Source organism: Frondihabitans sucicola (genome assembly GCF_030296615.1).
Taxonomy (GTDB): Bacteria; Actinomycetota; Actinomycetes; order Actinomycetales; family Microbacteriaceae; genus Frondihabitans; species Frondihabitans sucicola.
In genome coordinates this window covers 998,511-1,025,253 of the sequence record NZ_AP027732.1, presented here as the reverse complement: position 1 = coordinate 1,025,253, position 26,743 = coordinate 998,511, and the positions used below count along the sequence as shown (strand labels likewise).

The window sequence follows — 26,743 nt, the reverse complement described above, 5'->3', positions numbered from 1 at the left end:
CCTCCGCGATTCGGCCGTCATGCTCGACAGCCTGATCGCGCGCCTCCGCTCCTGACGCGCGATCCGAAGCCGTGCTTCACCCGATGGTGATCACGACTTCAGGCTCCCGGCGGTGATCCCGTTCACGAGCGGTCGCTGCATGATCAGCGTGAAGATCACGATCGGCGCCAGGATGACGACGGCCGTCGCGCACATCTGCGCCCAGAGCAGCTGCTCGGACGAAGCGAACGTCGCCGCGAAGGCCGTCAGCGTCTGAGTCACCGTCTGCCCCAGCACGACCGGAAGCAAGAAGGAGTTCCACGAGGCGATCGCCGTGAAGATGCCGGCCGCCACGAGACCCGGCGCGAGCATGGGCACCAGCACGTAACGGAACAGCTGGTACCGGTTGACGCCGTCGACGAATGCCGCCTCTTCGACCTCCACCGGGACGGAGCGGAAGAACGCCAGCATCAGCCAGGTGACGAACGGCGTGAAGAGCCCCACCTGCACGACGATCAGGCCGATCCACGTGTCGTAGAGCCCGACGGCGCTGACGATGTTGAACAGCGGAACGATCAGGACGAGGAACGGCACCACCTGGAGCAGCACCATCATGCCGACGAGGACTCGACGCCCGAAGACCCAGAGGCGGCCCAGGCCGTACGCCGTGAGCGTGCCGACGAGGACGGAACCCAGAGTGGTCCCCGCCGTGGTGACGGCGGTGGTCAGTGCGGCATGGAGGAACACCGGCGAGTTGAAGAGGTCGGCGTAGTTCTGCAACGTCGGCGTGAACGCGAACGCGTTCACGGAGGGCGAGTTCGCGTCGACGTTCCTCTTGATCGAGGTCAGCACGACCCAGAACAGCGGGAACAACGCCAGGAGGCAGGCGACGATGAGGACGACGTGCGCCACGAGGCGCTGAACGGTTCGTTCGATTCTCATATGCGTGTCAATCGGATGTAGAGGAAGTAGAAGGGCGACAGCAACAGCGTCAGAGTCACGGCTTCTGCTGCCCCGTAGCCGAACTGGAAGGAGCCGAAGGTGTCGTTGTAGACCAGGATCGAGGTCGTCAGCGTCGACGTCCCAGGACCGCCACGGGTCGACGAGTAGACCTGATCGAACATGCGCGACGTGTCGACGACGCGGAGCAGCAGGGTGATCATGATCACCGGAGCCAGTGCGGGCAACGACACGTAGCGCGTCTTCTTCCACCAGCCTGCGCCGTCGAGCGAGGCCGCCTCGAGCTGCTCCTTCGACACCCCCGACATCCCGGCGAGGAGCATCAGCATCACGAATGGCACGAACAGCCAGGAATCGAGCGTGACGATGAACACCTTGCCCCAGAAGGCGTCGGTGAACCACGGGATGTGAACGCCGACGCTCTGCAGCAGGGCGTAGACGACCCCGATCTTCGGCGTGAACATGAACTTGAACACGAGGCCGATCACGACGGGGGTGAGCAGCATCGGGATCAGCAGCACGCTTCGTGCGAGCTGATAGCCCCGGAGCTGGAGGTTGAGGAAATAGGCGATTCCGTAGCCGATGACGAACTCGACGACCGTGCAGACCACCACGAAGATTCCCGTGACGACGAGGGAGTCGAGGAACGACGGCCTGAAGACGGCGGCCATGAAGTTGCTGAAACCGACGAAGTTGTGATGGAGGGCCGAGACCCCCTGATTCGTGAAGGCCTCCCAGACGGCGTAGATGAGGGGCACGATCCCGATCAGGCCCACGAGCACCCAGGCCGGACCGACGAAAGGCAGGGACTCGAGGTACTGGCGACGCCGGATGGCCCGGCGTCGCGGATCGCGTGCGGGTCGGGGGATGTCCCGAACCCGGGGAGGCCGGCGGTGCGGCCTCCCTCCGTTTCCGTGCGCGTCACTTCTTGAGCCTCCCGGAGTCGACGAGGATCTGACGCAGCTTCTGATTGAGCGAGTCCATGCTCGAGTCGACGTTGGCCTTGGACCCTTGTGTGGCCATCGAGTTGATCCCGTTGCCGAGCGCCACGGCCAGGGGCAGGAGCTCGGGGATCGCGGGCAGCGGCACTCCGTTGACGACGCCGGGCTTCAGGTACTGGAGATACGGCAACTGGTTCTGGTACTTCGCGTCGTCGAGCGTCGAGGTCCGTGCCACGACGGGTGATCCGGAGTCGATGAACGTCTGCACGTTGCTCTTGCTGAGCGCGAACGACAAGAAGTCCCAGGACGCGTCTTCGTATTTCGACTGTGCCGAGATACCGACCATCCATCCCTTGAGGATTCCCTTGGGGGCGTACTTCCCGATCGCCTGCGACGGAACCGGCGCCACTCCGACCTTGCCGGCGGCCTTGGACGTCCCAGGATCGGCGACGGTGGAGTACCAGCCGGAGGGCGCGATATCGAGAGCCACCGGGATCTGGCTGAACTGCGTCGCCGCGTCGGGCGACCCGCCGGAAATGGTGGCCTCCGGAGAATCGGCCGTCAGCTCGAGGAAGTCCTTCATGGCCTTCTTCGCCACGGCGGTGTTCAGCAGGGGCTCCGACGTCTTCGGGTCGAGCAGGCGGCCGCCGTACTCGTAGAGCCGCTCGAGGTAGGGCTCGGCGCTCGCTCCCTGCGCCCCGTACCAGCCGGCGTAGCCGTACTGGCTGGAACCCGGACTCGTCGTCGCCTTGACGTTCGAGTTCAGTTGATCCCACGTCGTCGCGGGCGTGATACCCGCCTTCTTATAGAGATCGGTGCGGTAGAGCTGGACGTAGGGTTCCGTCGACAGAGGCAGGCCGTAGGTGACGCCCTTGTACTTCGGGTAGTCCTTCAACGACGCGGGAAAGTCCGAGTAGTCGTACGTGGAGTCTTTCGCGAGGTGCTTGTCGAGGGGCAGGAGTCCGCCCGAGGGGGCGACCGTGGCGAGGTACAGCGGATCCAGCATGGCGACGTCGAACGTCGACGTCTTGGACTTTCCCGCGAGGACCAGCTTGGTGGCGAGCTGGTCGTAGGGCACGTCCACGAACTGGATGTCGATGCCGGTCTTTTTTGTGTACAGCTTTCCGGTGGCCTGCAACGCTTTCTCGCTGGGGCTGTTTGTGGTCAGGATGACGAGCTTGTCGGGTTTCTTGGCTCCGCCTGTCGAATTCGAACTCGAGCATCCGACAAGGGACACGGCCAAGGCGACGGCAACCGCGCCCGCCGCTAGAGTGCTGAACTTCATCGTTCGTGCTTCCTCTCGGTGAAGGGAAAATCAATCAGTATTTCGAACGCTTGTTCATAAACATGAACGCTTGCTGCTGTTTGTTCATACTGGCGATTGGCGTTCGCATACGAGACACTAACAGCAAACGGATTCTTGTCAACAGGGATCGAAGAGTGACCGGATCCGAGACGAATCAGGCGCGACAAACCGCGTCCTGATGCGCAGCCGGGCTTGCGAGACCGCCGCCGAGGAGCCCGACGGGCCGACGGGTCAGGGCAGGACGGGGAGCACGATCGTCGTCGTGGAGAGGGATGCCAGCGCCTCCCGGAAGAGCGCGCGGTAGTCCTCCCGGTCGCCGCTCTTCCGCTCCTCGTCGACCCGATAGAAGACGTCGAGAGCTATCCCCGCACTGATCTGCACGGAGTGGTCTGTGGCGGGCAAGCCCATGCGCTCCGCGAGCGCCGCCTCGAGGTCTGCCCGCGACTGCAGGAGGACATCCCAGACGCGCGCTCGAGGCACCGGCGAGGAGTCGAGGATCCGCCGGATCTCGGGGATGCGGCGGGACGGGTCCGCGTAGTCGTCACCCAGGTCGAGGAGGGCTCCGGCCAGTGCAACCCCGGTCGGCTCGGAGACGGGGCGCGCTCGGAGATACCGTCCCGGGTCGACGACTTCGGCGTAGGGCGCGAGGAGGAGGAGCTCTTTGCTCGGGAAGTAGCGATAGAGCGTCGAGGTGCCCACCTCGGCGAGCTCGGCGATCCGCTCCATCGTGGTCTCGTCGTAGCCCTGGTCGATGAACGTCGTCACCGCCACATCGACGAGCTGCTGTCGCGTCCGAGCGGCTTTCATCTCTCGCAGGCCCACCCCCGCAGTCTAGGACGACCAGGGCCGGCCTTGACAAAAGAATGGATGTGACTTCATATTGGCAGTGACTTCCATTTTTGTTCGATCTCGCACGAGGGAGTGCCATGAGACACACGGACGTGGTGCTCAGTGGGCACGCACAGCACGGCTACGGCGCGGTCGCCGACGTCTTCCGGGAGAACTTCAGCGTCCGCGGCGACACCGGTGCGGCCTGCAGCATCTACGTCGACGGGCAGCACGTGGTCGAGCTCTGGGGCGGCGACACCGGCCGAGGCACGTGGACATCCGAGACGCGCAGCGTCCTGTTCTCCGTCAGCAAGGGCATCACCACCATCTGCCTGCTCATGGCAGTCGAGGAGGGTGCTCTCGCACTCGATTCACTCGTCACGGACTACTGGCCCGAATACGGCTCAGGGGGTAAAGCGGCCACGACCGTGCGCGACGTCCTCGCGCATCGCGCAGGACTCATCGCCCCGGCCGAGCGAGTCACCCTTTCGGGCCTCCAGGCCTGGACGCCGGTCGTCGACCTCTTGGCTCGTCAAGTCCCGATGTGGGAGCCGGGCACCGCGTTCGCATACCACGCGATCACCTTCGGCTACCTCGCCGGCGAGATCCTGCGCCGGGCCACCGGGAAGCGACCCGCGCAGTGGCTGCAGGATCGCATCGCCTCGCCGCTCCACCTGCGAGCGGGCTTCGGAGCCGACCCGACGGACGCGGACTTCGCCTTCCAGGGCGAGCAGTTGGCCACGGCCGCCGACACGACCGGACCCGGGCCCAGCGAAGCCGACGTTCTCCTCCTCGACCGGGTGCTCGGGATGAACGGCGCCTACGACGGCCTCCGTCTTTTCGACTCGGCCAACCGGCCCGACTTCCTCGCGGCCGAGATCCCCGCTGCCGACTTCGTCAGCAGCGCCGGCGCACTCGCCCGGATCTACGCGGCGACCGTCGGTGAGGTCGACGGAGTCCGCCTCCTGCAGCCGGAGACCCTGCGCGACGCGATCCGACCCGTGTCGTTCGGCGCCCCGCTCGTCGGCCCGGACGAAGGCCTCCGATGGGGAACCGGATTCATGATCGATAACCGCGCGCGCCGCATGGCCGGCGAGGGCAGCTTCGGTCACGACGGCGCCGGCGGGCACCTCGGCTTCGCGCGGCTGGAAGGCCGCGTGTCCTTCGCCTACCAGACCATCCGACCCGGCGGCGTTCCCGACGAGCGCGCGGAACTGTTGTCGGCCGCCCTGCGCGCCTGCCTCTAACCGCCCTCCCTGCCCCCTCACCGACAGGAGAACCACCGTGACAACACTGTCCATGTCGTCGTACAGCGTCCGAGAGCACCTCGGACCCGTCGAGTTCCAGTTCACCGACTCCCACGGGGAGGACCGGTCGTTCTCGTTTCCGTTCCCGAGTCTCCTGACGCTCGCGGACTTCCCCGAGCGGGCGAAGAGCGCCTTCGGCGTGGATGCCATCGAGACGGTCGCCTTCCAGTTCACGGGAGGTTTGGGCGATCCGGAGCTCGACGCCTTCGCCGACGCGCTCGGCGCGGCCGGCGTGACCCTGGTGAACGTGGCCATCGATGTCGGCGACCTGCTCGACCCCGACGAGCTCAGGCGCGCAGGCGATGTCGCTGAGCTGAAGGACTGGATCGCCCGCTTCGGTCAGATGGGCGCCCGCTTCCTGCGAGTGAATCCCGGTTCGCCGTTCAGCCCCCACGACGGCGGCGCGCAGCCACCGGCGCATCTCGTCGAGGCGTTGGGAGAGCTCGGGGACTTCGCCGCGCGATACGGCAGCCGTCTCCTCGTCGAGAATCACGGAGGCCCGAGCAGCGACCCCGCGTGGATGCTCGACCTCCTCCACTCGGTCGGCGTCGAGCGGCTCGGCCTCCTGCTCGACCTGGGCAACTTCGACGCCCTCCTCGAGCCCGTCGGGGCGCTGGCGTTCCCCGCTGACGGCGCACCCGCCGCCGACGCCGCGCAGGTGCTCGACAGCGTCGACCTCACGACCGTCTACTCGGGCATCGAACGACTTGCTCCGCACGCCGAACTCGTCCACGTCAAGGCTCACGACGTCGACGAGGCCGGGGTGGTCCGGGCCGTCGACATCGACCGCGCGCTCAAGATCCTGCGGGAGCACGACTACTCGGGCCCGCTGACGATCGAGTACGAAGGCACAGGAGGCGATCCGTGGGCCAAGAGCGCCCGGGTCCTCGAGGTCACCCGTCTCGCCGCGGAGGCTCGAGCGTGAGCCCGCGGAACGACAGAACGGACGTCGACGTCCTCATCGTCGGCAGCGGTCCCGCAGGGTCGATGTACGCGAGGACGATCGGAGAGCTCGTCCCGCACGCTCGCATTCTGATGGTCGAGGCGGGTCCGCGCGTCCCGGGAACGCGCGGCGACCACACGCAGAACATGTCGGAGCAGGATCGGGAGGCCGCGCAGTTGCTGACACAGGGTCCAGATGCCGGGACCCAGCGGGACGCCGCTCTCCTCGACATCGCCGAAGGACTGGATCCCAGTCTCGAATTCCGTCAGACGGTCCTGCCCGGGCTGCACTTCGTCGACTCGCATCCGACTCTCCGCAGTGGCGAGGTGGGCCTCCCCGCAGCGAGTATGTCCACCGGCGTCGGCGGCATGGGCATCCACTGGGGTGCCTCGACACCGCGACCACACCAGTCGGAGCGCATCCCGTTCATCCCCGAGGACGAGATGGACGCCGCTCTGTCGCACGCCGAACGCGTGCTCGGCGTCACCGAGCAGAGGCCGCCCGGAGCGGGGCTCGCAGCCGCGATCCACTCGGCGATGGCGGAGGAGTTCGACGGCCCGGGACTCACTCCCGTCGGGTTCATGCCGAGCGCGATGCACTGGGAGGGCGAGCGACTGGTGTTCTCCGGCACCGGTGCGATTCTCGGTGACCTCGAAGAGGACGTTCCCGGCTTCGAACTGCGGCCCGAGACTCTCGCGCGCCGCGTCCTCCTCGAAGACGGGGTCGCCGTGGGCGCCGAGCTGCAGGATCGAATAACGGGTGAGGTCTCCACCGTTCGGGCTGCTCGAGTGGTCGTGTGCGCCGACGGCCTCCGGACTCCCCAGGTGCTGTTCGCGTCCGGCATCCGGCCCCGAGCACTCGGCCACTACCTCAACGAGCACTTCCAGATGGCGTCGTTCCTGCAGCTCGGCGACGACTTCGACCCCGCGCGGTTCGGCCGGGATCCCCGAGAACACGGCTACGTACTGATCCCGTTCTCCGACGCGCGCCCCATGCAGGGCGGCGTGATGGCCCTCGCGGATTCCCCGTACGCGATCGGAGACGACGACGGAGCTGCCGCGTCGCGCCTCGGGATCCTCGCCTGGTACGCCGCGAAGGACGTCCGGTACGAGGACGCCGTCGAGTTCAGTGAGACGGAGACCGACTTCTTCGGCATGCCGCGGATGACGATCCGGTACTCACGCACCGACCACGATCAGAAGACGATCTCGGCGATGTACGCGAACTCGATCCGGTCCGCCGCACGCATCGGCGAGCTCACCGACCAGCCCACGCTCGCGGCCGGCGGATCGTCGCTGCACTACCAGGGCACCGTGCGCATGGGGCCGGTCGACGACGGCTCGTCGGTGTGCGACGAACGGCTTCGGGTGTGGGGTATCGCGCACCTGTACGTAGGAGGCAACGGCGTCATCCCGACCGCCACCGCGGCGAACCCCACGCTGACGACCGTCGCGCTCGCATGGCGCGCGGCGAAGGAGCTCGCCGCGACTCTCGCGGACGAACGGTGAGAACAGCGCGCACCGTGGCCTGAGCTGCGGGGCGACTCACCCCAGGATCCGGAAGAACGGTTGGACCTCGTCCTCGTCGCCGCTGCCGATCCTCTCGAAGGCGACCTCGACTCTCGCGCCGTCGAGGTCGGTGTCCGGATCCGCGTCAGCGAGCTCGGTCCACCACCACGGGCCTTCGTCCAGGGCGACGATGCCGACGACGACCCGCGTCGTGAGTCCGTCGGAGCCGCGGTCGTGCACGACCGCCCAGCTGACGACGCGTCCGGTGCCGGCGGCGGGTGCGCTCACGTAGCGCTGGGGATCGACGGTGCGATCGAACTGCGGCCCGTGGAATTCTCCGGTCTCGGAATCCCTGACGAGCAAGAACTCCCCGGCGGCGGCGGCGGCGAAGAACTCCGCGGACTCGGCGTCGCGGCGAAGCGGGAACTGGGGCATGGCGGTCTCCTAATCGGTGCCGATGACAAGGGTCGAGTGGTGGTCGAGGACGCCGCCGTTACCGGAGACGAGCACTCGATCGTGATCCGCCACCTGGCGTTCTCCCGCCTGGCCGCGCGTCTGCATGACCGCCTCGGTCAGAGGCGTCATTCCCCATAGGTAGTACGACGAGAGCTGTCCTCCTCCCGTGTTGACCTTGAGTCGACCGGTCGGACCGAGCACTCCCGGTTCGGACACGAAGGAGCCGCCCTCGCCCTTCTCGCAGAATCCGTAGTCCTCGAGGGTCACCAGGGCCGTGTACGTGTAGCAGTCGTAGAGCTCGACGACGCCGATCTCGTCGAGGGACGTGTCTGCCATCGCCAGCGCTCGCGGCCCCGATGCCGCAGCACCGGTCACCAGTCCGAACTCGTCGTTGCGGATGCCGGTGGCGCCCGGATGGCTCTGCCCCCAGCCGAGGACGCGGACCGGCGGCTGCCTCATGGCGCGTGCGCGGTCGAGTGTGGTGACGATCAGGGCGGCGCCTCCGTTCGACACCAGGCAGCAGTCGAACAGGTGGAACGGCTCGGCGATGTACCGGGACGCGTGGTACTCCTCGAGAGTGAGCGGGCTGCGGAACTGCGCGAGCGGATTCAGGACGGCCCAGTCGCGCTGGGCGACGGCGATGTGTCCGAGCTGGTCCTGCGTGGTGCCGTACCGCTTCATGTGGCGGCGTGCGGCGAGGGCGTACAGAGTGTTCGTCGACGAGATCCCATTCGAGGCTCGAAGTCCGGCGAAGCCTGCGGGAGCGGTACCCGCGGCGGCGTACGCGGCCGAGCTGCGCCCGTTCTCCCTCAGGGGATCGTCGGCCCAGACGACCGCGATCGTCTCGGCCATCCCCGATCGCACGGCCATCGTCGCGTACTGCACCATCTGGCCCGCGGTGGAGCCGTAGCCCTGCATGGCGGTCAGCAGGCGCAGGTCGGTGAGGCCCAGGACGCCCTGGAGGTCGAGGCCGACCGCGTTCGTCACTCCTCCCGACACGATCAGCCCATCGAGATCGCCGAGAGAGATGCCGGCGTCCTCGGCGGCCAGCCGCACCGCCTCTGCGGCGAACTGCGTGGCGGTCCTTCCGTAGACCTTCCCCAGTCGAGTGATGCCGAGCCCCGCGACGGCCGTCTCCGTGGTCGTCATTTGCCCGTCCAGAGCGGGGCGCGCTTCTGGGCGAAGGCGGTCATCCCCTCGATCGCATCGTCGGTCGCCATCACGATCGCAGCTTCCCGGTCGGTGCGCCTCCAGTCCGCGCTCTCGGCGGTGAAGACCCCGTCGTCGATGCCGCGCGCGATTCGCTTGGACACTTGCACGGCCACCGGCGCGTTCGCCATGATCGCGTCGGCCAGACGGAACGCCTCGTCGAGGAGCTTCTCGGGGGCACCACCCGATTGACCAGTCCGAGCTCGTAGGCCCGCTGCGCTGTCATCGGCCGACCGGTGAGGACGGCCTCCATGCCGATCTTCTGAGGGATCTGCCGGGGCAGCCGAAAACTCCCGCCGGCTCCGGCGAGAATCCCGCGCGTGACCTCGGGCAGGCCGAAGGTCGCCGTCTCGGAAGCCACGGCCAAGTCGCTCACGAGCACCAGTTCGGTGCCGCCCCCGAGGGCGTACCCGTTGACGGCGGCGATGGTCGGCTTCGAGACGGCGTGGTTCGCATAGCCGGCGAAGCCCCACCTCCCGGCTTCGGGGCCGTCGAAGAACACCCCGGCCGCGGCCTCCTTGAGATCCTGTCCCGCACAGAACGAGAGGTCTCCCGAACCCGTCAGGATCACGACCCAGACGTCGGCGTCCTGCTCCGCGCGATCGAGCGCTTCTCCGATGCCCCGCGTCACGTTGACGTCGACCGCGTTCCGCGCCTCCGGCCGGTTGATCGTGACGAGCAGCACGTGGCCGCGCACCTCGGCCAGCACCGCCCCCTCGCCACCGAGGGGGAACGGGACGGGGTCTTCGACGAGGTCTGTCATCGGCTTTTCCTTTCGAGTGGCACCGCGTGCTCCGGCGGAGCAGGCTTGCAGGGGTCAGGCATCGGCTCGTTCGGGGCGCGCCGTTTCGGCCTCGCCGACCTCGAGGGCCCCCGCCACGATCGCCGCCTCGATCTGCTGCGGACCCCAGTCGAGGAGACGTTCGGCGAGACGTCTGGTGTGTTCGCCCTGCGATGGAGCGGGGCGCAGTCTCGGTTCGGGAATCGTCTCGAACGTGGTCTCGGAAGCGAAGGCGGGGAGCGGACCGCCCAGCTGTGGCTGCTGCAGCACTCCCAGGGTGTTGCGTTCCGCCAGATGCGCATCGTCGACGAGATCCTCGGTCCGCTTCATGTCACCGGCGGGGACACCGGCCTGCTGCAATCGGCTGGCCACCTCCGACGAGGACAGCCTGCGGGTCCACTCCTCGACACCCGCACGGATCTCGGCGGCGGCCTCGAGCCGTCCGGAAGCCGTCGCGAATCGCGGGTCCGCCGTCCACTCGGAGTGCCCGACGACGCGAGCGAGCGCGGCGAAGACGTCGCCGCCCTGGACGTCGATGACGGCCCACTCGTCGTCTCCCGCCGCCGGGAAGATTCCGCGGGGAGCGTCGCCGTCCCGCCGGTTGCCGGCTGCGCGAACGGAGCCGGGCTCGACCGATTCGAGGGCGATCTCCACGGCCATGGCGTCGAGGATGGCGTCCACCTGCGCGGTCGAGACCGAACCGCCGAGCCCGGTGTGGCCGCGCCGGATCAGCAGGGCGATGATCGCCGCGGCGTTGAGTCGAGCCACCGCGTGATCGGGATAGATGGTGATCGCATCACTGAAGCTGCCCTCGATGTCGGGGTACTGCCACAGCAGACTCAGCCCGGCACTCGCGCGCACCAGCGGGCCGTACCCCATCCGACCGCTCCAGGGCCCTCCGTTGCCGAAGGCACTCGACTCGGACAGGATGACGCGGGGATTGATGGCCTTCAGGGTGCCGTAGCCGAAGCCCAGCTTCTGAAGCGTGCCCGGCTTGAAGTTCGTGAGCACCACGTCGGATCGGCGCACCAGCTCGGTGAAGGCGACGCGGCCGTCGTCCGACGTGAGGTCGAGTCCCATGCTCAGCTTGTTGCGATGACCCCACGCGAAGCTCTCCGTGATGTCTCCGGCGAGCCTGCTTCCGTCAGGGAACGACCGGCTCTCGATCTTGATGACCTCGGCGCCGAGATCGGCGAAGAGGCGGCCCAGTTCGCCTCCCATCACGATCACCCCGAGGTCGAGGACGCGGAGTCCCTCGAAGGGCAGGATCCCCGTCGGCGAGAGATTCGTATCGCGGCGCACGCGCGTCTCCCGTGCGAGCTCGCGCGCTTCGTCCAGCTCGGGAGCCGGGGCGTCGGCACCCACGTGCGCGCCGTCGAGGTCGAACACGCCCGTGGGCGCGACGAGGTCGAGATCGCCTGCTCGCACAGCGCCGAAGGAGCCCGCCGCACCGTAGTGCTCGCTCTCCAGGACTTCGCTCACCGAGAGAAGCGCGGCCGTGGGGACACCGAACGATTGGCCGAGTTCCGCCGCGGCGTCCTTCGTGAGGCCCGCGAACAGCGCCGCTATAGAGGGGTAGAGCTCGGCCGCCGCATCGAAGCGCGTCTGGGTGTCGGTGTAGCGCGCGTCGGCGAATCGCTCCGGGCGGCCCAGCCACTCGAACATGCCCGCCCACTGACGCGGGCTGAGGACGCAGATCCGCACCCAGCCGTCGAGGGTGCGAAAGACCGGGTACATGTGGCCTGCGTCGGGCCGGCCACGGGGCAGGTCCCGCACCGAGAGGCCGACCCGAGCCGTGCCGCCGATTCCGAACGCCGGATCCAGCACGTGCATGAGCGCCTCGGAGACGCTGAAATCGACGTACTCGCCCGTTCCGGTGCGCAGTGACTGGTAGAGCGCCACGAGAGCGGCGAAGAGCCCCTGGGCAGACGCCGCTCCGGAGGCCAGGAACTCCGGCGGCAGAAGAGGGTGGTCGACCGACGGGAGGCCGCTCCGCGACAGGGCGGTCGAGATGGCGGCGTGCACATCGGGGGTCGCGCTCCATCCGCTGCGCGGCCCCGACCGGCCGAAATCCGTCATCGAGACCACGGCGAGTCGGGAGTACCGGCTGCGGATCCACTCCGGGTCGGCGAACGCACCGAGTTCGCTCGGCCTGGCGTCCATCAGGCACAGGTCGGCGTCGGCGAGGAGTGCGTCCAGAGTTCGCCGACCATCCGACGTCGACGGATCGGCCACGACGCTTCGTTTGCCGCGGTTCAGAACCGCGAAGGTGAGACTGGTGTCGCCTCTCACGACGCCGGTCCGCCGGGCGACCGATCCGCCCTCGGGCTCGACCAGGAGGACTTCGGCCCCGAGGTCGGCGAGGGTCTTTCCGACGCTCTGCAGAGGGCCTCGGACGAGATCGACCACACGGATCCCGTCGAGAGGGAGGGAGCGAGAGGTTCTGGCCACCGCGATCAGCCGATTCGGTTCGTGATCGCTTCGATCGTCCGACTCACCGAGGCGCGAGCCGCCTCGAGGTCGGCGTCGGTGTAGGGCGGGGTGCCGGAGCCGGACATCCTGTGCGGCAGTTCCGACGCCGCCACCGCGCGAACGTGCGTGAACGTGTCGAAGCCCGCTTTCCCGTGGTAGTACCCCGTGCCGCTCTGGCCCACGCCTCCGAAGGGGACGTCGGGGATCGACAGGTGCAGCGCCATGTCGTTTCGGGTCACGCCCCCCGACGTGGTGCGATCCAGGAAGCGCCGATAGTCCGCGTCGTCCTCGCCGTACCAGTAGGCGGCGAGAGGGTGAGGATGCCCGTTGACGTAGTCGATCGCGTCGTCCACCTCCTCGTACGGATAGACGACTATGACCGGGCCGAAGATCTCCTCCGACGCGATCGCCATGTCTTCCGTGACCTCGAGCAGGACGGTGGGCGCGATCCGCCGCGTCGCCTCGTCGGGGAGGCGATCGGCGTCCTGCGCCCCGATGGCGCTCAGCACCACCGCTCCCTTCGCGCGGGCGTCCTCGATGAGTCCGACGACGCGGTGGTAGTTCGGCGGGTTGACGACGGAGACGATGTCGGACGAGGTGGCGTACTCGGGATAGGTCGACGACAGGTGAGCGCGATAGTCGTCGACGAATGCGTCGACGCTCTCGGAGGGGACGAACACGTAGTCGGGGCACAGACACAGCTGCCCGCCGTTGATCATCCTGTTTCCCATGATCCGGTCCGCGGCGACGGCCAGGTCCGCTCCTCTCGCGACGATCACCGGGTTCTTGCCTCCGAGTTCGAGGGTCACGGGGACGAGATTGCGCCCGGCGGCCGCTGCCACGCGACGCCCGACCGAGGGCGAGCCGGTGAAGAAGAGGTGATCGAACGGCAGGTCGGAGAAGGCCGTCGCCGTGGCCGGTCCTCCCAGCACGACGGCGACCTCGGAGGGGTCCATTCGGCTGGCGACGGCACGCGCGAAGACAGCGGCGGTCTGCTGTGGGATCTCGGAGAACTTGATCATCACGCGGTTTCCGGCTGCCAGGGCCTCGACGGCGGGCTGCACGGTCAGCTGCACCGGGAAGTTCCAGGGGCCGATCACGCCCACCACGCCCTTCGGCTTCTTCTGGAGGAACGACGGGATTCCCAGCGCCGATCCTTCGGCGACGGGTTCGTCCGCCATCCACTCTTCGAGGCCCTCCCGCGTGTGCTCGATCGTGGGAAGCATTCCCACGATGTCCGCCCGGTAGCTGAATAGCTCGGGGCGGACCCCGAAATCGGCGTCGAGGGCGCGAGCGAGCTCGTCGGCGCTTTCCAGCACCGCGAGGACGAAACGATCGATGCGATCGCGTCGTTCAGCCGCGGTCGGCGAGCCGGCGCCCCGGTGGGCGAGACGCTGCAACTCGAAGAGAGCGGCGAGCTCGTCGGGGGACGAATCGCGAGTCGTGGTGGTGGAGGGTTCGGTCTGACCGGTCGACACGAGGTCGCCTTTCTCTAGGTGGTGGGAGCCGCCCGGCGGGCGGGCGTCAGAAGACGAGCACGGGCTTGATGACGGCGCCGGACCGTGCGTCCTCGGCCGCCGCGTTGATCTCCGCGAAGGGGTACTTCTTGATGAGCCGCTCGACGGGGAACTCTCCTGCGCGGTGCCATTCGACGAGGCGCGGAATGAACTCCTGCGGTTCGGAGTCGCCTTCGATCGACCCGCGGATCGTCTTGCCCTCGGCGATGAGGTCGTTGCCGACGAGGCTGAAGGCGGCCGCGCCGGACCCGACGATGACGAGTGTTCCGCGCGGGGCCAGGCCCGCGACGGCGCCGGAGACGACGGCGGGTACGGAGGTCGTGTCCAGAGCGTGGGTCGCGCCGCCGCCGGTCGCTTCGCGAATCTCGTCGACCGCCGTTTCGCCGCCGCCGTCGACGGTGTGCGTCGCGCCGATGTCACGGGCGACCGAGCGTCGGTTCTCACTGAGGTCGACGGCCACGATCACAGTCACCCCGAGGGCCCTGGCCGCCATGATCGCGGCCATCCCGACGCCTCCGGCGCCGTACACGACGAGCTTCGAATCGTGCTGGGGCCTCAGGACGTTGGCGACCACCCCGGCGCCCGTCTGGAATCCGCATCCGAAGGGGGCGGCCACCGTCAGGTCGACGTCGGAATCCACGGCCACCACGTTGTCCTCGCTCGCGAGGACGTGCGTCGCGAAACTGGACTGTCCGAAGAAGGACCCCAGGATCGGCCCCTCCGCGGTGCTCATCGAGAGACGGCCGTCATCACGGTGACCCGACGTGTTCAGCGCGACGAAGTCGCGGCAGTAGGCGCGATGCCCGGAGCGGCACTCGGGGCACCGACCGCAGCTGTGGAAGGACACGATGACATGGTCACCGGGTGCGACGTTGGTCACGTCTCTGCCGACGGACTCCACGACGCCGGCGCCTTCGTGCCCCAGCACGACCGGCAGGTCGCCGTAGAGGAGAGCCTTGGCCGCGAGATCGGTGTGGCAGACGCCGACCGCGACCATGCGCACGACGACTTCGCGAGGTGCCGGATCGTCCAGGTGCACGCGTTCGAGGCGGAATCCCGAGGCCGGTCCTCGGCTGATGGCTGCGGTGATCTCCACTCGCGAGACCTACCGTCGCCAGTCGAGTCGCACGACGCGACCGCCGAGGAGCCACTCGGTCACGTAGACGGCACCGCTCTCGGCCACTGCAACGCCGTGGGGGCTGTTCAGTTCGCGATCGTTCAGCACAGGCGGCACGACCTCGCCGTCGACCACGCGATTCGGCCACCCCGCACGACCGACTTCCGGCGTGTATCCAGCGCGGATCTCGACCCGATCATTCGGATCGACGGTCACGACGGCACCGTAGAGATCGGTCACCACGAGGTGATCTCCGCGCACGGCGATACAGCTCGGAGACGTCAGCTTCTGATCGGCGACGACACGATCGAGAGATCCGTCGAGGTGAAGGAAGACGATCCTGCGATTCCCGCGATCGGCCACGACGAGACGAGGCGGGTCGGATCGGGTGTCGACGGCGAGCCCGTGCGGGCAATCGAACGGAATCCCGTCCGCCGCATCGATCACGTCCGCGCCACTATCCGGTGTGAGCCGATAGACCCGATTCCGGCCGTACCCGTCGGCGATCCACAGCACACCGCGTTCGGAACCGTCCGCGACCGCGACGACGGAGGTCGGACGCCACTCGCCTTCCGCGGCGAGCGGTGCCGGGACGCGCGAGAGGATCCGCCCCGAGAGCGAGACCTCGAACACCTGTCCGGTTCCCTCCTCCGGCCCCGGATCGGCGATCCACAGCCGTTCTCCCTGCGCCGACCGCGCGACGGTGACGCCGTGAGCTGCGGAAAGACGGAGCGGAACGACCGTCGCAGTGTGGGTCCGCTCGTCATGGATCACGATCGCGCCACCTCCCACGGCACCCGTCACGAAGCGACCGTCATCAAGGAGGGCGATCCCGGAGTGGAGCCACTCGGCACTGTGGGATTCGTTGTCCTGCACCACGGCCCATTCCACGTCGGACGGCCACGCGGTCACCATTCGACGACCACGGAGCCGGTGTCATGCATTCCGACGGGATGCGCGAACGGCATCGGCTCGAGTTGCGCGGCGCTCACCAGGCGCAGCGACGGGATTCCGAGGATGAGGGCTTCGATCGCCAGACGGATCTCGACGCGGGCGAGTTGCTGGCCGACGCACGAGTGGGCGCCGAAGCCGAACCCGAGATGGCCGAACGCGTCGCGGGTGACGTCGAAGTCGTCGGGGTGCTCGAAGCGCTTCGGGTCGCGGTTCGCCGCAACCGCCGAGACCGTGACCGACTGGCCGGCGTCGATGTGCAGATCGTCGATGTCGGCGTCCTCGATCGCCGTGCGCACGAACAGACCGACGAACGGGGATCCGTAGCGGACGATCTCCTCGACCGCCCCGGGGACGAGTGTCGGGTCGTCTCGGAGGATCGCCAGTTGCTCAGGATTCTCGAGCAGCGCCACCGTCATGGTCGAGATCATGCGGGCGACGTTGTCTCGCCCCACGCTCATGAGGATCCACGCGGCGCCCTCGGTCTCACGATCCGTGAGGCCGGCGCGGAGGAGATCGCTGAGCGCATCCCCCGAGAGGTCGCGCCTCTTCTCTTCCAGGACCGTCCTCACCAGGTCGAACTGCTCCTGGACGGCTCTGACGAAATCGGTCTGATCCGCGGCTTCGGGCTCGTCGTTGTAGATCCTGACGTAGGAGTCGATCAACCCGTCCGGTACGCCGAGCGCGAGGCAGTGCACGTGGGCCGAGATGGGAAGCGCGTATTCCGTCGTGATGTCGACGGGCCGGTCGTGCCCCTGGAGGCGCTGCAACTGGCGCTGGACGATCTCGCGGATGGCAGGTTCTCGGCCGCGGACCGCCTTGACCATGAAACGGCCGGTCATGGCCCGCCGCATCTTCTCGTGCTGGGGCGAGTTGAGATTGAGGACGTTCGAGACCGCGAGCGACTCGATGGCGTCGGCGTCCAGGAGGGACGCGACCACGTCGTCGTCGAGCTCCGCGTTCGTGCTCTCTCCGGACGATGCGGGGACTCGCTCCGAATGGATGCCGAGACGCGAGTCTTCCAGCACTCGCTTTGCGAGCTCGTAGTCCGTGACGAACCAGCCGACGTGGTCACCGGTGTACTTGAGCGGGGTCGCCCGCGCGCTGCTCCTCAGCTCGGCCAGGGCCGGTGAGGGATGAAGAAGCGTGCCGTCGGCCGGCAGCGCCTCGAGACCGTGGAACGGGCAACCTGCGGTTGGAACTTTGTCGACTGTCGGGTTTTCCACCGTTCAGACTCCTCTTCGTTGTTCGGTCGGTGAGTGTCGTGCGTGTCGCTCCCCGGACGGCCGAGTCATTCGCGGACGCGAATCGCTCGTGCGGGGCACAGCGAGGCAGCACGACGAGCCGCCTGGTGCGATCCGGTGGGCGGGGTGTCGTCGAGGACCACGACGAACCCCTCGTCGTCCTGGTCGAAGACCTCCCCGGCGACGAGGGCACACTGCCCAGCGCCGACGCACGCGTCGTGATCGACTTCGATTCTCATGGCGCCTCCTTTGGCGATTGCGTGATGAAAGCTAACCTCGCGGCATCGTCAACACGAATGTGCTGAGCGATCAATCCATGGATTTTTCGATCATTCCTGTGGGCATGTTTCAGCGTCTGGCTTGCAACAACAGGATTCGTCGCATGAATGGTCATGGACATCTGGCACAGTTGGTCGCAGGTGGCGCGGGAGTCGGGTGGAAGAGCTCAGCCCGCGGCGGCGGCGAAGATCCGCTCGAGCCAGCTGGTGCGGGCCGCCTTCGCCGCGATCGACACGGGTGCGTCCGGGACCATGAAATCGAACGAGTGGTAGCCACCCGGCCACACGTGCACCTCGACGTTCACACCGCCCTGCCACAGGCGAGACGCATACGCCAGGTCCGCGTCGCGGAAGACCTCGTTGCCTCCGACGTCGATGAATGCCTGGGGGAGTCCGCTCAGGTCGTCGGCACGCGCAGGGGAGGCGTAGATGCTGACGTCCGCGTCTTCGTGGCCCTCGCCGAGGAGCGCGTTCCAGGCGTAGCGGTTCGTTTCGCTCGGCCACGGGTCGATGGCTCCGTTGGCGAGCGTGAACTGCTCGGAGGAGACGGTGTCGTGCCGATCGCCGAGCTGCGGACACAGGAGCATCTGGGCGAGAAGGCCCGGGCCGCCGTTGTCTCGAGCGAGAAGCGACACGCTCGCAGCCAGGCCGCCTCCGCCCGAACCGCCGGCCAGGACGAGACGGTCATCGTCGATGCTCAGGTCGATCGCGTGCTCGGCGACCCAACGGAGTCCTGCGTAGCACTCCATGGCCGCCTGCGGGGCTCGCTGTTCCGGAGCGAGCGTGTACTCCGGCGAGACCACGACGATCCCGTGGTCGACGATCCAGGTCAGGACGTCGGGAAGGAAGCTGCCGAAGCGATTGCCGGCGATCATCCCTCCGCCGTGAATGAGGTACAGGGCCGGGAGCCGGCCCGCGACCGTGCGAGGGCGGACCACGGAGAGAACCATCTTCCCTCCGGGCACGGCGACCACGTGCTCCTCGTGGACGAGCCCCAACTCGTCCAGCGCCGGTCGCAACTCGTCCAGCCCGGGGAGGGGTTCGGCTCGCCACTCGCGGAACTGCTGCTCGTTCGTGACCGCGGACGGCATCCTCCCGACGTCGGCTATCAGGTCCGGGTCGTACGCGGGGATCTCGAAACGTGCGGACATCGTCACTCGCCCCCGCAGCAGTCGCAGGGGCCGTCGCCCGCCGAGCAGCACCCGTCGTCACTCGGGATCGAGTCCGTCGCGGGGTCGTCGCGAAGGACCCCGCGGAGTGCGGTCGCCACCTCGTCCGCCGTCATGGCGTCGGCGAGATGGGTGAGGAGCCGGCCCGCGTCGTCGAGCACATAGGTGAGCGCGGTGTGCGGTACGGCGTACCCGTCCGGATCCTGCGGATCGTCCTTCCGCTTCGCGAACGCCCGGAACGCGCGCCGGGTGTCCTCGAGCTGCCGGGGCGTTCCGGACAGGCCGAGGAAGCGGGGACGGTCCCTGAGGAACCAGCGCATGCGTTCGGGGTCGTCCCGATCCGGATCGACCGTGACGTACAGCGGCTGGAACGCTGCGGCATCCTCGCCGAGAAGGTCGAGCGCCCGGTCGAGTCGATCGAGCGCCCTCGGGCACACGGTGCGGCAGTGCGTGAAACCGAAGAACACCAGGGAGCGGCGGCCGGGGAAGCTCGACTGCGCGGTGGGCCGACCCAGATGATCGTCGAGCGTGAAGGTGATCGTGTCGTCAGTCGACATGGAGCACATACCTTTCTTCCGGGGATCGCGGCGTGACGATCAGCTCGCCGCCGACGTACGCGACGTCCGGATCGCTGCTGTCCGCCCGTTCGGATCGTCCGCGGGCGACGACGAGCCCGTCTCGCTCGAGCGACCAGCGCCCCTCCGCGGGAAGCCGCCCGATCCGCGCGGACGCGGCCGGTTTTGCGGCCGCGGTACCGATCGTCGTCTGCAGGTCGCCTTCGTCGTCGACGAATGCTCGGGCGACGTCGATGCTGCGGTCGACCTCGACGACGGCCGGAGCGGTCGCGGAGTGAGGTTCGCGCGGCAGATGGTAGAGCCCCCAGAGGCCATCGGGGACGTCGAGACGCGCCAGTGCGAGCAGAGAGTTGCCAGTGAGGGGGTCGACGAGCCGGTGGTATCCGTCCTCGTCCGTCGAATCGTCGCTGCGCGGGTAGAACAGTCCCCCGTCGACCCAGGTCGGTGCCAGCCGCGCGTCGGCGAAGCGGAGCAGCCGATCCCGGGTAGACGTGTCCCCCACCTCCGCAGCCCAGGCGGCCGCCCACCCGAAGTCCCCGTGATCCTCGAACAGGTCGTGGCCGAGAAGCGGCGTGGACGTGAGCGGGCGGATGCTCAGCGTCCCGTCCGGGCCGTCGACGAGCAGCCGGCGGATCTGCTCCGGGTAGTGCTCCCGCACGAGGTCGCGATTGAGCATGTTGAGCACGGTTCCGGCCCACGCGTCGCCCCACACCTCGGTGGCGTCGTTGGTCAGCATCTGCTGCGAGTCCTCGAGGAGGAGCAGGTTGTAACGCCCCTCGGTGTCGAGCCGGCCGAAGTCATCCCAGGCCTTCCGATAGCCGCGCTCGACCTCGGCTGCCCGCTGACCACCCGAGAGGAAGTCGTGCAGGCGGAAGCCGAGCAGCGGGAGCTGGTTGCAGATCTGGAAGACGCAGTTCGGCTCGCACGCGACGCCCACGTAGCCGCTCTCCACCATCTTCCAGTAGATGAGCTCGTTCAAGCTGTTCTGGTCGTAGTCGAATCGCTTCTCTTCGCCGCCCCAGCTGAACGCCCAGTGCCGGAAACTGATGGACCCGGGGACGGAGTACCGGTCGTCGTCGAAGAGGTAGGCGAAGAGCAGGGTCATGACCTGCACGTACGCGCTGTACATGATGTTGTCGCGCCGGACAGGGTCCCACTCGGACTCCATCGGGATGTGGGCGTTGAACACGGCCTGACCCGTGCTCGTGTTCCGCCAGTACATCCACACCTCGGGCAGGATCATCTTCTGGATGAGCCGGTCGAAGGTCCCCTTGAAGACGCCGGGGGCCGCGGGCAGCCGATACCGGTGCGCCAGGGCGAGCGCAATGGCCGCGTACGCGAGCTGATACCGGAGCGACGCGAAGTCGTCCTGGCCGTTGGATCGCGATCCCATCCCCGACCAGTCGTTCGGAAGGCGCCGCGACAGGTTGTCGATGTGCCGGATGTGCCCCCGTTGAACGGCATCGACTCCCTCCCGCTGGTAGTGGCCGACGCTCGCTGCGAACTCGTCCACGGTGAGCGTCATCGGGAGCCCTCCGTCGTGGCTTCGGCGGCGGCGTCGCGGCCGAGGCCGAGGTCGACGAGGGCTGCGGGCGGGTCGACGACCGTGGACGGCGTCCACCCGAGCACCTCCACGGTGCGGCTGGCATCGAAGAACGCCGACCGTCCGTCGAGCGGGCCCCGCACGGTCACGTCCGGGTAGTACCGTGCAGCCAGCTCGCCCGACGGGGCCGAGACGAAGGTCTCGGGTTCGACGACCCACAACCGTTCATGACCCGTGACCTCCGCCTCGCAGGCGAGGACGACGGCGTCGACCGTCGACGAGATGGTGCAGTATCCGAACAGCCCGTTCACCGCCCAGTCGACACCGAAACGATCGACATAGGCCTGGGCGTCGGAGGCGTCGTTCAGGACCGCGTGCAGCCGGAGGCTCACGACGCTCGTCGACTCGAATCGACGCGTGAGAGAATCCGCCTGAACCTCCTGAACCAGCTTCGACAGGCTGTAGGCGTCCTCGTTCCTGGTCGCGTGGGCCAGGTCGACCGGGAAGTAGTCGAAGCGCGGGGCGCGACTCCAGGAGAGACCGATCGCATTGACGCTCGACGACTGGACGACGCGAGAGATCCCGAGCTCGGCGGCGGCGCTGAGCACGTGGTACGACGCGACGACGTTGTTGTCGTGGACCTCCCACCCGGGAGCCGAGAGAGGGTTGTTGATCCCCGCGAGGTGCACGACCGCCTCGGCGTCCGCGAGCGCTTCGCGCGTCTCCGCATACGAGGCGAGGTCCACCGTCCTGACTTCCTCGATGAACTCGAAGGGGTCCGGCGTGGCCGGAGTCTCGAGGGCATCGGCGTAGTCGCGGAGCGCGCGGGCCGCGTCGGACGGAGGCCGTCGATCGATCGCGACCACGGTGTGGCCCCGGGATCGCAGGCCGGCCGTGACCGCCGATCCCACGATCCCGAGACCCCCGTCACGGCGACCTTCACAGGGTCACCGGCGGCGAGGCGGGCACCGAGACGAGAGGAACGTCCGCCTCGTCGACGGGGAGGTCCGCCGTCGTCCGCGCGCGACCGGGCAGCTGCACGTAGAACATCAGCAGGAAGGAGAGGACGTAGAGAGCGACCACCGCCCACGTGACGCCCTGGAAGCCGAGGCCCGGGAGCACGATGGCGACGATGGCCGGGCCGAGCAACGAGGCCACACCCGTCGACAGGTTGATGACGCCGAGGGCCGCCGGCTTCTCCTTCGGCGCGAGCGCCGGCACGAGCGCCGAGATCGGCACGTAGGCCGACGTGCCGACGCCCCAGACGAGCATGACCACGGCGATCAGGACGAAGTTCGCTCCGGCCCACTGCGGCACCCAGAAGAGCAGGGCGATGCAGATCGCGTTGATGGGGCTCGCCACCCACTGAACGGTGTTCGCCCACCCGAGCCGGTCGCTCAGCCACCCCCAGACGAGGTTCCCCGGAACGCCGGTGATGCCGAGGATCGTGAACGCGAGCACCGCCTGCGACAGGGGAACCTTGATCTCCGTCGTCAGGTACGGGACGTAGTACACGGTGACGGCCAGGATCCCGCCGATGTTGATGATCTTGACGAGTCCACCGACCCCGACCTTCGGCTGGCGCCAGATGATCGAGAGACCGGCGAGGAAGTGCTGCGAGACCGAACCTCCGACCTTCGTCGACCCGATGCCGGTGGGGTCGCGGATCAGCAGGACGGCCACGAGGCCACCGGCGAGCGCGATGCCCAGCCCGATCCACAGGGTGCCGAGAGGACCGAGGACCGGGAGGACGAGCCCGGCGACGGCGACTCCGAGGATCTGCTGACCGCCACTCAGACAGAACCAGAACCACGCCTGCGTGCGGGCTTCGTGGCCGGCGCGGGCCCGCTTGGTGAGCCAGATGAGGAAGGCGAAGCCGAACAACGGCTGGCCGAGGCCCCGGAGGGCGTAGACAGCCAGGATCAGCCAGTAGTTCTCGCTGGGCAGAGCGACGGAGATGAAGACGGCGTCGACGGCCGCCCACAGGAACAGGCCGATCAGCATCACCCGGCGCGGTCCGAGGACGTTCGTCAGCGGGCCGACGACGTACGCGCCCACGGCGCCGCAGATGCCGAAAGCGGTGACGATCCACGCGGCTGACGCCAGGGGAATCCCGATGCCGGTGGAGAAGAAGTTGGTGATCCACGTCACCTCGAGGGCGTCGCCGACCACGAAGATGATCATGCCGAGCACGCCGAAGCTCATGCCCTTCGGCAGACCGATCTTCTCGAGAACGGTCTGCCTCGGGAGGCTTTCGGTGGCCCCCTCCTGACGCACGGGGGCGTCGTCTACAGATGTCATTGCCTTACTCCTAACCTGGAACTTCTCTGTCACGGGTGGGTAGTGCTGATGGTCATTCGAGTGGTGAACGTTCGTGTCGACCCCGCCGCCAGGCGCGGTGCTGCCCGGTCTCTGACCGTGGCGCGGGTCGACGGCTCGATGGCGAGGACGTAGCCGCGGCCGTCCCAGGGCGGGCTCGCACGGGATCCTGCATCGAGCCAGAACCAGGCGCGATCCCGATCGTCCTCGTCCCATTCCAGGGTCGCGGCGAGTCCGAGCCGTGGATTGGCGATCCTGACCGAACGAGTCGCGAAATCCTCGAGCCAGCCGAAGCGGAAGACGCCCGAATCGGGCGCGGGCACGGCAGCGAGGTCCACGGCGACACCGTGGGACGCCGCCCTGGGCCAGTCGACCGCCACGCCGGGCGCGAGTTCGCCGAGGTCGAATCGCGGATCGGGAAGGTAGCGCTCGGCGTCCAGCTCGATGCGACAATCGGCGTCGAGGAAGGGCGCGCCGAACGCGGGGTGCGACTGGTAGTCGTACGCGAGGGGCTGGTTCGCCACGTTGGTGAGCACGTCGGTGACGGTCACGGCGGCACCGGCGAGAGAGACGGTGCGGTCGATGCGAAGAGGCACGGTCTCCAGCTCCAGGTGGCCCCTGACCTCGTCCTCGGTCGCACCATCGAGTTCCCAGGCGACGGCCGAGCCCTCACCGTGGTAGTGCCGGACCACGCCGTCGACCTCCTCCGGCTCTCCGGCGTGCGGGACCAGTGTCTGCCACCCGCCTCCGTAGCTCGCCGTCCACTCGGCCTCGCTCGCGCGAGGATCGGCCGCAAGCTTCACGGGACGCATTTCACGTGCCGCGGACGCCCAGGGCGTGGTCATCAGGATGTCCACACCGGTGCCGAGATCATGGATGCCGGCGATCTCGGCGCCTCGGCCAAGGTCGACCTCGACCCGAATCCGGTCGCTCTCGAGCAGGACGACGGACTCCGTCACCGCCATGGCGCGACCACCTCGCCGAAAGCGCGCATCAGAAGGTGAACGCCATCTTGCCGCTCGCCCCGCCGGCGAAGAGCTCGTATGCCTCGACCCCGTCCGCGAGTTCGAAGGTGTGCGTCACGAGAGAGTCGGGGTGGACGCCTCGGCGCGCGAGGATTCCGGTCAGCTCCTGCATCTCGGCCTGGCTCGACACCCACGAACCGCGGATGGTCAGCATCTTGACGATCACCTGCACGGTCGGGTCGAACGTGATGGTGCTTCGCCCCACGCCGACGAAGACGACCTGCCCCCACGTGGCGCTCGCCTCGATGCACAGCTCGCGGGCGGCGGCGGCGCCGGTGCAGTCGATCGCGGCGTTCACCCCGAGGCCGCCCGTGATCGCCATGATCTCGGCGAGGGCCTCCTCCCCCGTCTTGAGGATGACGTGGGAGGCCCCGTGATGCGTCGCCTCCTGGGCTCGCACGGGGTTGATGTCCGCTCCGATCACCTCGATGCCGAAGGTGCTCGCGAGAAGGGTCACGGCGAGTCCGACAGGACCGAGTCCGGTCACGAGCAGCCGGTCGCCGGTCTTGGCACCCGTCTTGCGGAGTGCGGAATAGGCGGTGCCGACACCACAGGCGATCATCGCCCCGTCGGCGAAGCTCAGCTCGTCGGGCAGCTTGATCAGGGAGCGCTGCTCCACCAGGAGGAGCGGCGCGTGGCCCCCGTTGCGCTCCCCGCCGTAGGCCTTGCGCTCGTCGACCGACGTGCACACGACGGGATACCCGAGCCGGCAGTTGTAGCAGTTGCCGCATCCGAGGATGTGATAGGCGAGGACGCGGTCCCCGACGGCGAAGTCTCGGACCTCGGACCCGACGGACTCGACGATTCCCGAGGGCTCGTGCCCGGCGACGAGCAGGGTGTCCGTTCCGGGCGCTCGCAAGCCTCGCTCGGAATCGTAGGTGTGCAGGTCGCTGCCGCAGATGCCGGACGCCTGCACTCGCAGGCGAACCTCGGTGGGACCGGGTTCGCCGATCTCGAACTCTCGCAGTTCGGCGACTCGGTCGCCTGTGAACGCGAGGCCGGTGACCTTCGTCATGTGTTCACTCCTTCGTGATGGTGTTCTGGGGTTGTGAAGCGGGTCGCCCGATGGTCTCGGGGGTGGGTTCTCGTCCGTCGGTTCTCGCCGGTGGGTGGGTTCTCGCCGGTGGGTGGGTTCCCGTCAGTCGTCGAGGGCGCCGAGCGCGCGGAGGCTCGCTCGGATCCAGCCGACGGCGTAGGCCATGCCCGTCTCCCAGGGCGACGACGTGCCGGGGTGCGGGGTGTGGTCGGGGATGACGACACCGTCGTAGCCGCCGTCCCGCAGGATCGCGAGCACCCGCTGCAGATCGGTGTCACCGTCGTCGATGAACGTCTCCCGGTAGTTCGGCACACGACCGGACACGTTCCGCAGGTGCACGTACTGGATCCGACCGGTGGCGACGAATCGCTCGACGATCTCGTAGATGTCCTGATCGGGCATCTCGCTGAGGGTGCCGACGCAGAACTCCATGGCGTTGCGAGGAGAGTCCGACAGCGAGAGCACTCGCTCGTACATCTCGCCTCGCCAGACGAGCCGCGGGGTCCCGCGAAGGGTCTCGAGCGGCGGGTCGTCCGGGTGGAGGGCCATGGTCACCCCGGCCGCCTCGGCGACCGGCAGGATCTCGCGGAGGAAACGGGAGTAGCGATCCCACAGTTGGTCGGACGAGATCGGGTCGAGAAAGTCGCCGGAGGCGAGGCTCCGATCGTAGAGCTCCTGGTCGTACACGGCGTTCCAGACCATGCCCTTGGGGATGGGTGTCTGAGGAGTGTCGGCGTAGGTGGCCGACAGGGCGCCGCCTCGAGCCGACGGCGTGTCCGGGCGGCCCCAGACGCCGGCGATCGAGAAGTTGTAGCCCAGGGACGGGATCCCGGCCGCACCCACGTTGCGCACGATCTCGGAGACCTTCGCCATCTGCCGGTCCCGTTGAGGCCCGTCCAGGAGAACGTCGTACCAATCCGCAGGCTCGAAGTTCTCGACCGAGAACAGGTGCAGGTCGTGGGCCTCGACGCGCTCCTTGATCTCGAGGAGCCCGTCGAGCGTGTAGCGGGGGTCGTCGCCGTACGTCGTGAATCCGGGTGCCGAGGTCAGCTTCTCGAACGAGTCGGTCGGTCGACCGCCGACGATGTGCGCAACGACATGCGTCGCACCGATCTGCCGCGCGAACGCCAGAGTCGTGTCCGTCAGCCGCGGACCGTGAATTCCGAATCCCACCTTCATTGGAGGTTCCTTCTCTTGTTCCGGGCGCGCCGGTGCTTGGGCGCACGCGACTGCCCGGTTGCTTCAGGCGCTGCCAGGCGGCGCCGAATGGGGTCGGTCG

General features: G+C 68.1%; 24 protein-coding genes. 3 read left to right on the top strand and 21 right to left on the bottom strand.

Going from position 1 to position 26,743, the window contains the following annotated elements; all coding sequences use genetic code 11:
* Positions 1-90 precede the first annotated feature (90 nt).
* From QUE79_RS05375 to QUE79_RS05360, 4 genes are all read right to left on the bottom strand, one after another.
* Entirely contained in the window at positions 91-921 is an 831-nt protein-coding gene (locus QUE79_RS05375; RefSeq protein WP_286345771.1) for a carbohydrate ABC transporter permease, read from the bottom strand.
* Positions 918-1,721 (bottom strand): carbohydrate ABC transporter permease, encoded by an 804-nt coding sequence (locus QUE79_RS05370; RefSeq protein ID WP_286345770.1) that lies wholly within the window; start codon positions 1,719-1,721, stop codon positions 918-920. Before QUE79_RS05370 ends, QUE79_RS05375 begins: the two co-directional genes overlap by 4 nt.
* Positions 1,722-1,860: 139 nt before the next feature.
* Positions 1,861-3,165, bottom strand: coding sequence for an ABC transporter substrate-binding protein (locus tag QUE79_RS05365; RefSeq protein WP_286345769.1), 1,305 nt, complete (start codon positions 3,163-3,165; stop codon positions 1,861-1,863).
* A 252-nt stretch (positions 3,166-3,417) separates the two neighbouring features.
* Positions 3,418-4,008, bottom strand: a complete 591-nt coding sequence (locus QUE79_RS05360) for a TetR/AcrR family transcriptional regulator (RefSeq protein ID WP_286345768.1) — start codon at positions 4,006-4,008, stop codon at positions 3,418-3,420.
* A gap of 104 nt (positions 4,009-4,112) precedes the next feature.
* Here QUE79_RS05360 and QUE79_RS05355 point away from each other — a divergent pair, with 104 nt between their 5' ends.
* From QUE79_RS05355 to QUE79_RS05345, 3 genes are read left to right on the top strand one after another with little or no spacing between them, the layout of a single operon-like run.
* Complete coding sequence (locus QUE79_RS05355; protein ID WP_286345767.1) at positions 4,113-5,261, top strand: serine hydrolase domain-containing protein; 1,149 nt, start codon at positions 4,113-4,115, stop codon at positions 5,259-5,261.
* 37 nt (positions 5,262-5,298) lie between these two features.
* The gene (locus tag QUE79_RS05350) at positions 5,299-6,246 is read left to right on the top strand and encodes a sugar phosphate isomerase/epimerase family protein (RefSeq protein WP_286345766.1); all 948 of its coding nucleotides are present in this window, start codon (positions 5,299-5,301) and stop codon (positions 6,244-6,246) included.
* Positions 6,243-7,772, top strand: coding sequence for a GMC oxidoreductase (locus QUE79_RS05345; RefSeq protein WP_286345765.1), 1,530 nt, complete (start codon positions 6,243-6,245; stop codon positions 7,770-7,772). The genes QUE79_RS05350 and QUE79_RS05345 overlap by 4 nt, the downstream gene beginning before the upstream one ends.
* A gap of 36 nt (positions 7,773-7,808) precedes the next feature.
* Here QUE79_RS05345 and QUE79_RS05340 read toward each other — a convergent pair whose 3' ends face one another.
* The 17 genes from QUE79_RS05340 to QUE79_RS05260 all read right to left on the bottom strand — a co-directional run bounded on the left by QUE79_RS05340 (position 7,809) and on the right by QUE79_RS05260 (position 26,643).
* Positions 7,809-8,207 carry a Zn-ribbon domain-containing OB-fold protein gene (locus tag QUE79_RS05340; protein ID WP_286345764.1) on the bottom strand — a complete coding sequence of 133 codons (399 nt, stop codon included), beginning with the start codon at positions 8,205-8,207 and terminating at the stop codon, positions 7,809-7,811.
* Positions 8,208-8,216: 9 nt separating this feature from the next.
* Positions 8,217-9,377 carry a thiolase family protein gene (locus QUE79_RS05335; RefSeq protein WP_286345763.1) on the bottom strand — a complete coding sequence of 387 codons (1,161 nt, stop codon included), beginning with the start codon at positions 9,375-9,377 and terminating at the stop codon, positions 8,217-8,219.
* A 70-nt stretch (positions 9,378-9,447) separates the two neighbouring features.
* Positions 9,448-10,200, bottom strand: a complete 753-nt coding sequence (locus tag QUE79_RS05330; protein WP_286345762.1) for an enoyl-CoA hydratase-related protein — start codon at positions 10,198-10,200, stop codon at positions 9,448-9,450.
* 54 nt (positions 10,201-10,254) lie between these two features.
* On the bottom strand, positions 10,255-12,669 hold the full coding sequence (locus QUE79_RS05325; RefSeq protein ID WP_286345761.1) for a CaiB/BaiF CoA-transferase family protein: 2,415 nt from the start codon (positions 12,667-12,669) through the stop codon (positions 10,255-10,257).
* Positions 12,670-12,674: 5 nt separating this feature from the next.
* Positions 12,675-14,168 (bottom strand): aldehyde dehydrogenase family protein, encoded by a 1,494-nt coding sequence (locus QUE79_RS05320; protein ID WP_286345760.1) that lies wholly within the window; start codon positions 14,166-14,168, stop codon positions 12,675-12,677.
* Positions 14,169-14,214: 46 nt separating this feature from the next.
* Entirely contained in the window at positions 14,215-15,303 is a 1,089-nt protein-coding gene (locus QUE79_RS05315) for an NAD(P)-dependent alcohol dehydrogenase (RefSeq protein ID WP_286345759.1), read from the bottom strand.
* 9 nt (positions 15,304-15,312) lie between these two features.
* Positions 15,313-16,203, bottom strand: a complete 891-nt coding sequence (locus tag QUE79_RS05310) for an NHL repeat-containing protein (protein WP_286345758.1) — start codon at positions 16,201-16,203, stop codon at positions 15,313-15,315.
* Positions 16,204-16,232: 29 nt separating this feature from the next.
* Positions 16,233-17,501 carry a cytochrome P450 gene (locus QUE79_RS05305; RefSeq protein WP_286345757.1) on the bottom strand — a complete coding sequence of 423 codons (1,269 nt, stop codon included), beginning with the start codon at positions 17,499-17,501 and terminating at the stop codon, positions 16,233-16,235.
* 65 nt (positions 17,502-17,566) lie between these two features.
* A complete protein-coding gene (locus QUE79_RS05300; protein WP_286345756.1) occupies positions 17,567-17,758 on the bottom strand; it encodes a ferredoxin in 192 nt (63 codons plus the stop codon).
* Positions 17,759-17,964: 206 nt separating this feature from the next.
* Entirely contained in the window at positions 17,965-18,948 is a 984-nt protein-coding gene (locus QUE79_RS05295; protein WP_286345755.1) for an alpha/beta hydrolase fold domain-containing protein, read from the bottom strand.
* Positions 18,949-18,950: 2 nt separating this feature from the next.
* Positions 18,951-19,523 carry an SCO family protein gene (locus QUE79_RS05290; RefSeq protein WP_286345754.1) on the bottom strand — a complete coding sequence of 191 codons (573 nt, stop codon included), beginning with the start codon at positions 19,521-19,523 and terminating at the stop codon, positions 18,951-18,953.
* Entirely contained in the window at positions 19,513-21,066 is a 1,554-nt protein-coding gene (locus QUE79_RS05285) for a linalool dehydratase/isomerase domain-containing protein (protein ID WP_286345753.1), read from the bottom strand. Before QUE79_RS05285 ends, QUE79_RS05290 begins: the two co-directional genes overlap by 11 nt.
* The gene (locus QUE79_RS05280; protein WP_286346845.1) at positions 21,063-21,998 is read right to left on the bottom strand and encodes an NAD-dependent epimerase/dehydratase family protein; all 936 of its coding nucleotides are present in this window, start codon (positions 21,996-21,998) and stop codon (positions 21,063-21,065) included. Before QUE79_RS05280 ends, QUE79_RS05285 begins: the two co-directional genes overlap by 4 nt.
* A gap of 25 nt (positions 21,999-22,023) precedes the next feature.
* Positions 22,024-23,385 (bottom strand): MFS transporter, encoded by a 1,362-nt coding sequence (locus QUE79_RS05275; RefSeq protein WP_286345752.1) that lies wholly within the window; start codon positions 23,383-23,385, stop codon positions 22,024-22,026.
* A 29-nt stretch (positions 23,386-23,414) separates the two neighbouring features.
* Positions 23,415-24,368: a DUF4432 family protein gene (locus QUE79_RS05270; protein ID WP_286345751.1), complete on the bottom strand. Its 954-nt coding sequence runs from the start codon at positions 24,366-24,368 to the stop codon at positions 23,415-23,417.
* Between the two features lie 28 nt (positions 24,369-24,396).
* On the bottom strand, positions 24,397-25,443 hold the full coding sequence (locus QUE79_RS05265; RefSeq protein WP_286345750.1) for an alcohol dehydrogenase catalytic domain-containing protein: 1,047 nt from the start codon (positions 25,441-25,443) through the stop codon (positions 24,397-24,399).
* 123 nt (positions 25,444-25,566) lie between these two features.
* Complete coding sequence (locus QUE79_RS05260; RefSeq protein WP_286345749.1) at positions 25,567-26,643, bottom strand: mannonate dehydratase; 1,077 nt, start codon at positions 26,641-26,643, stop codon at positions 25,567-25,569.
* Between the last annotated feature and the right edge of the window lie 100 nt (positions 26,644-26,743).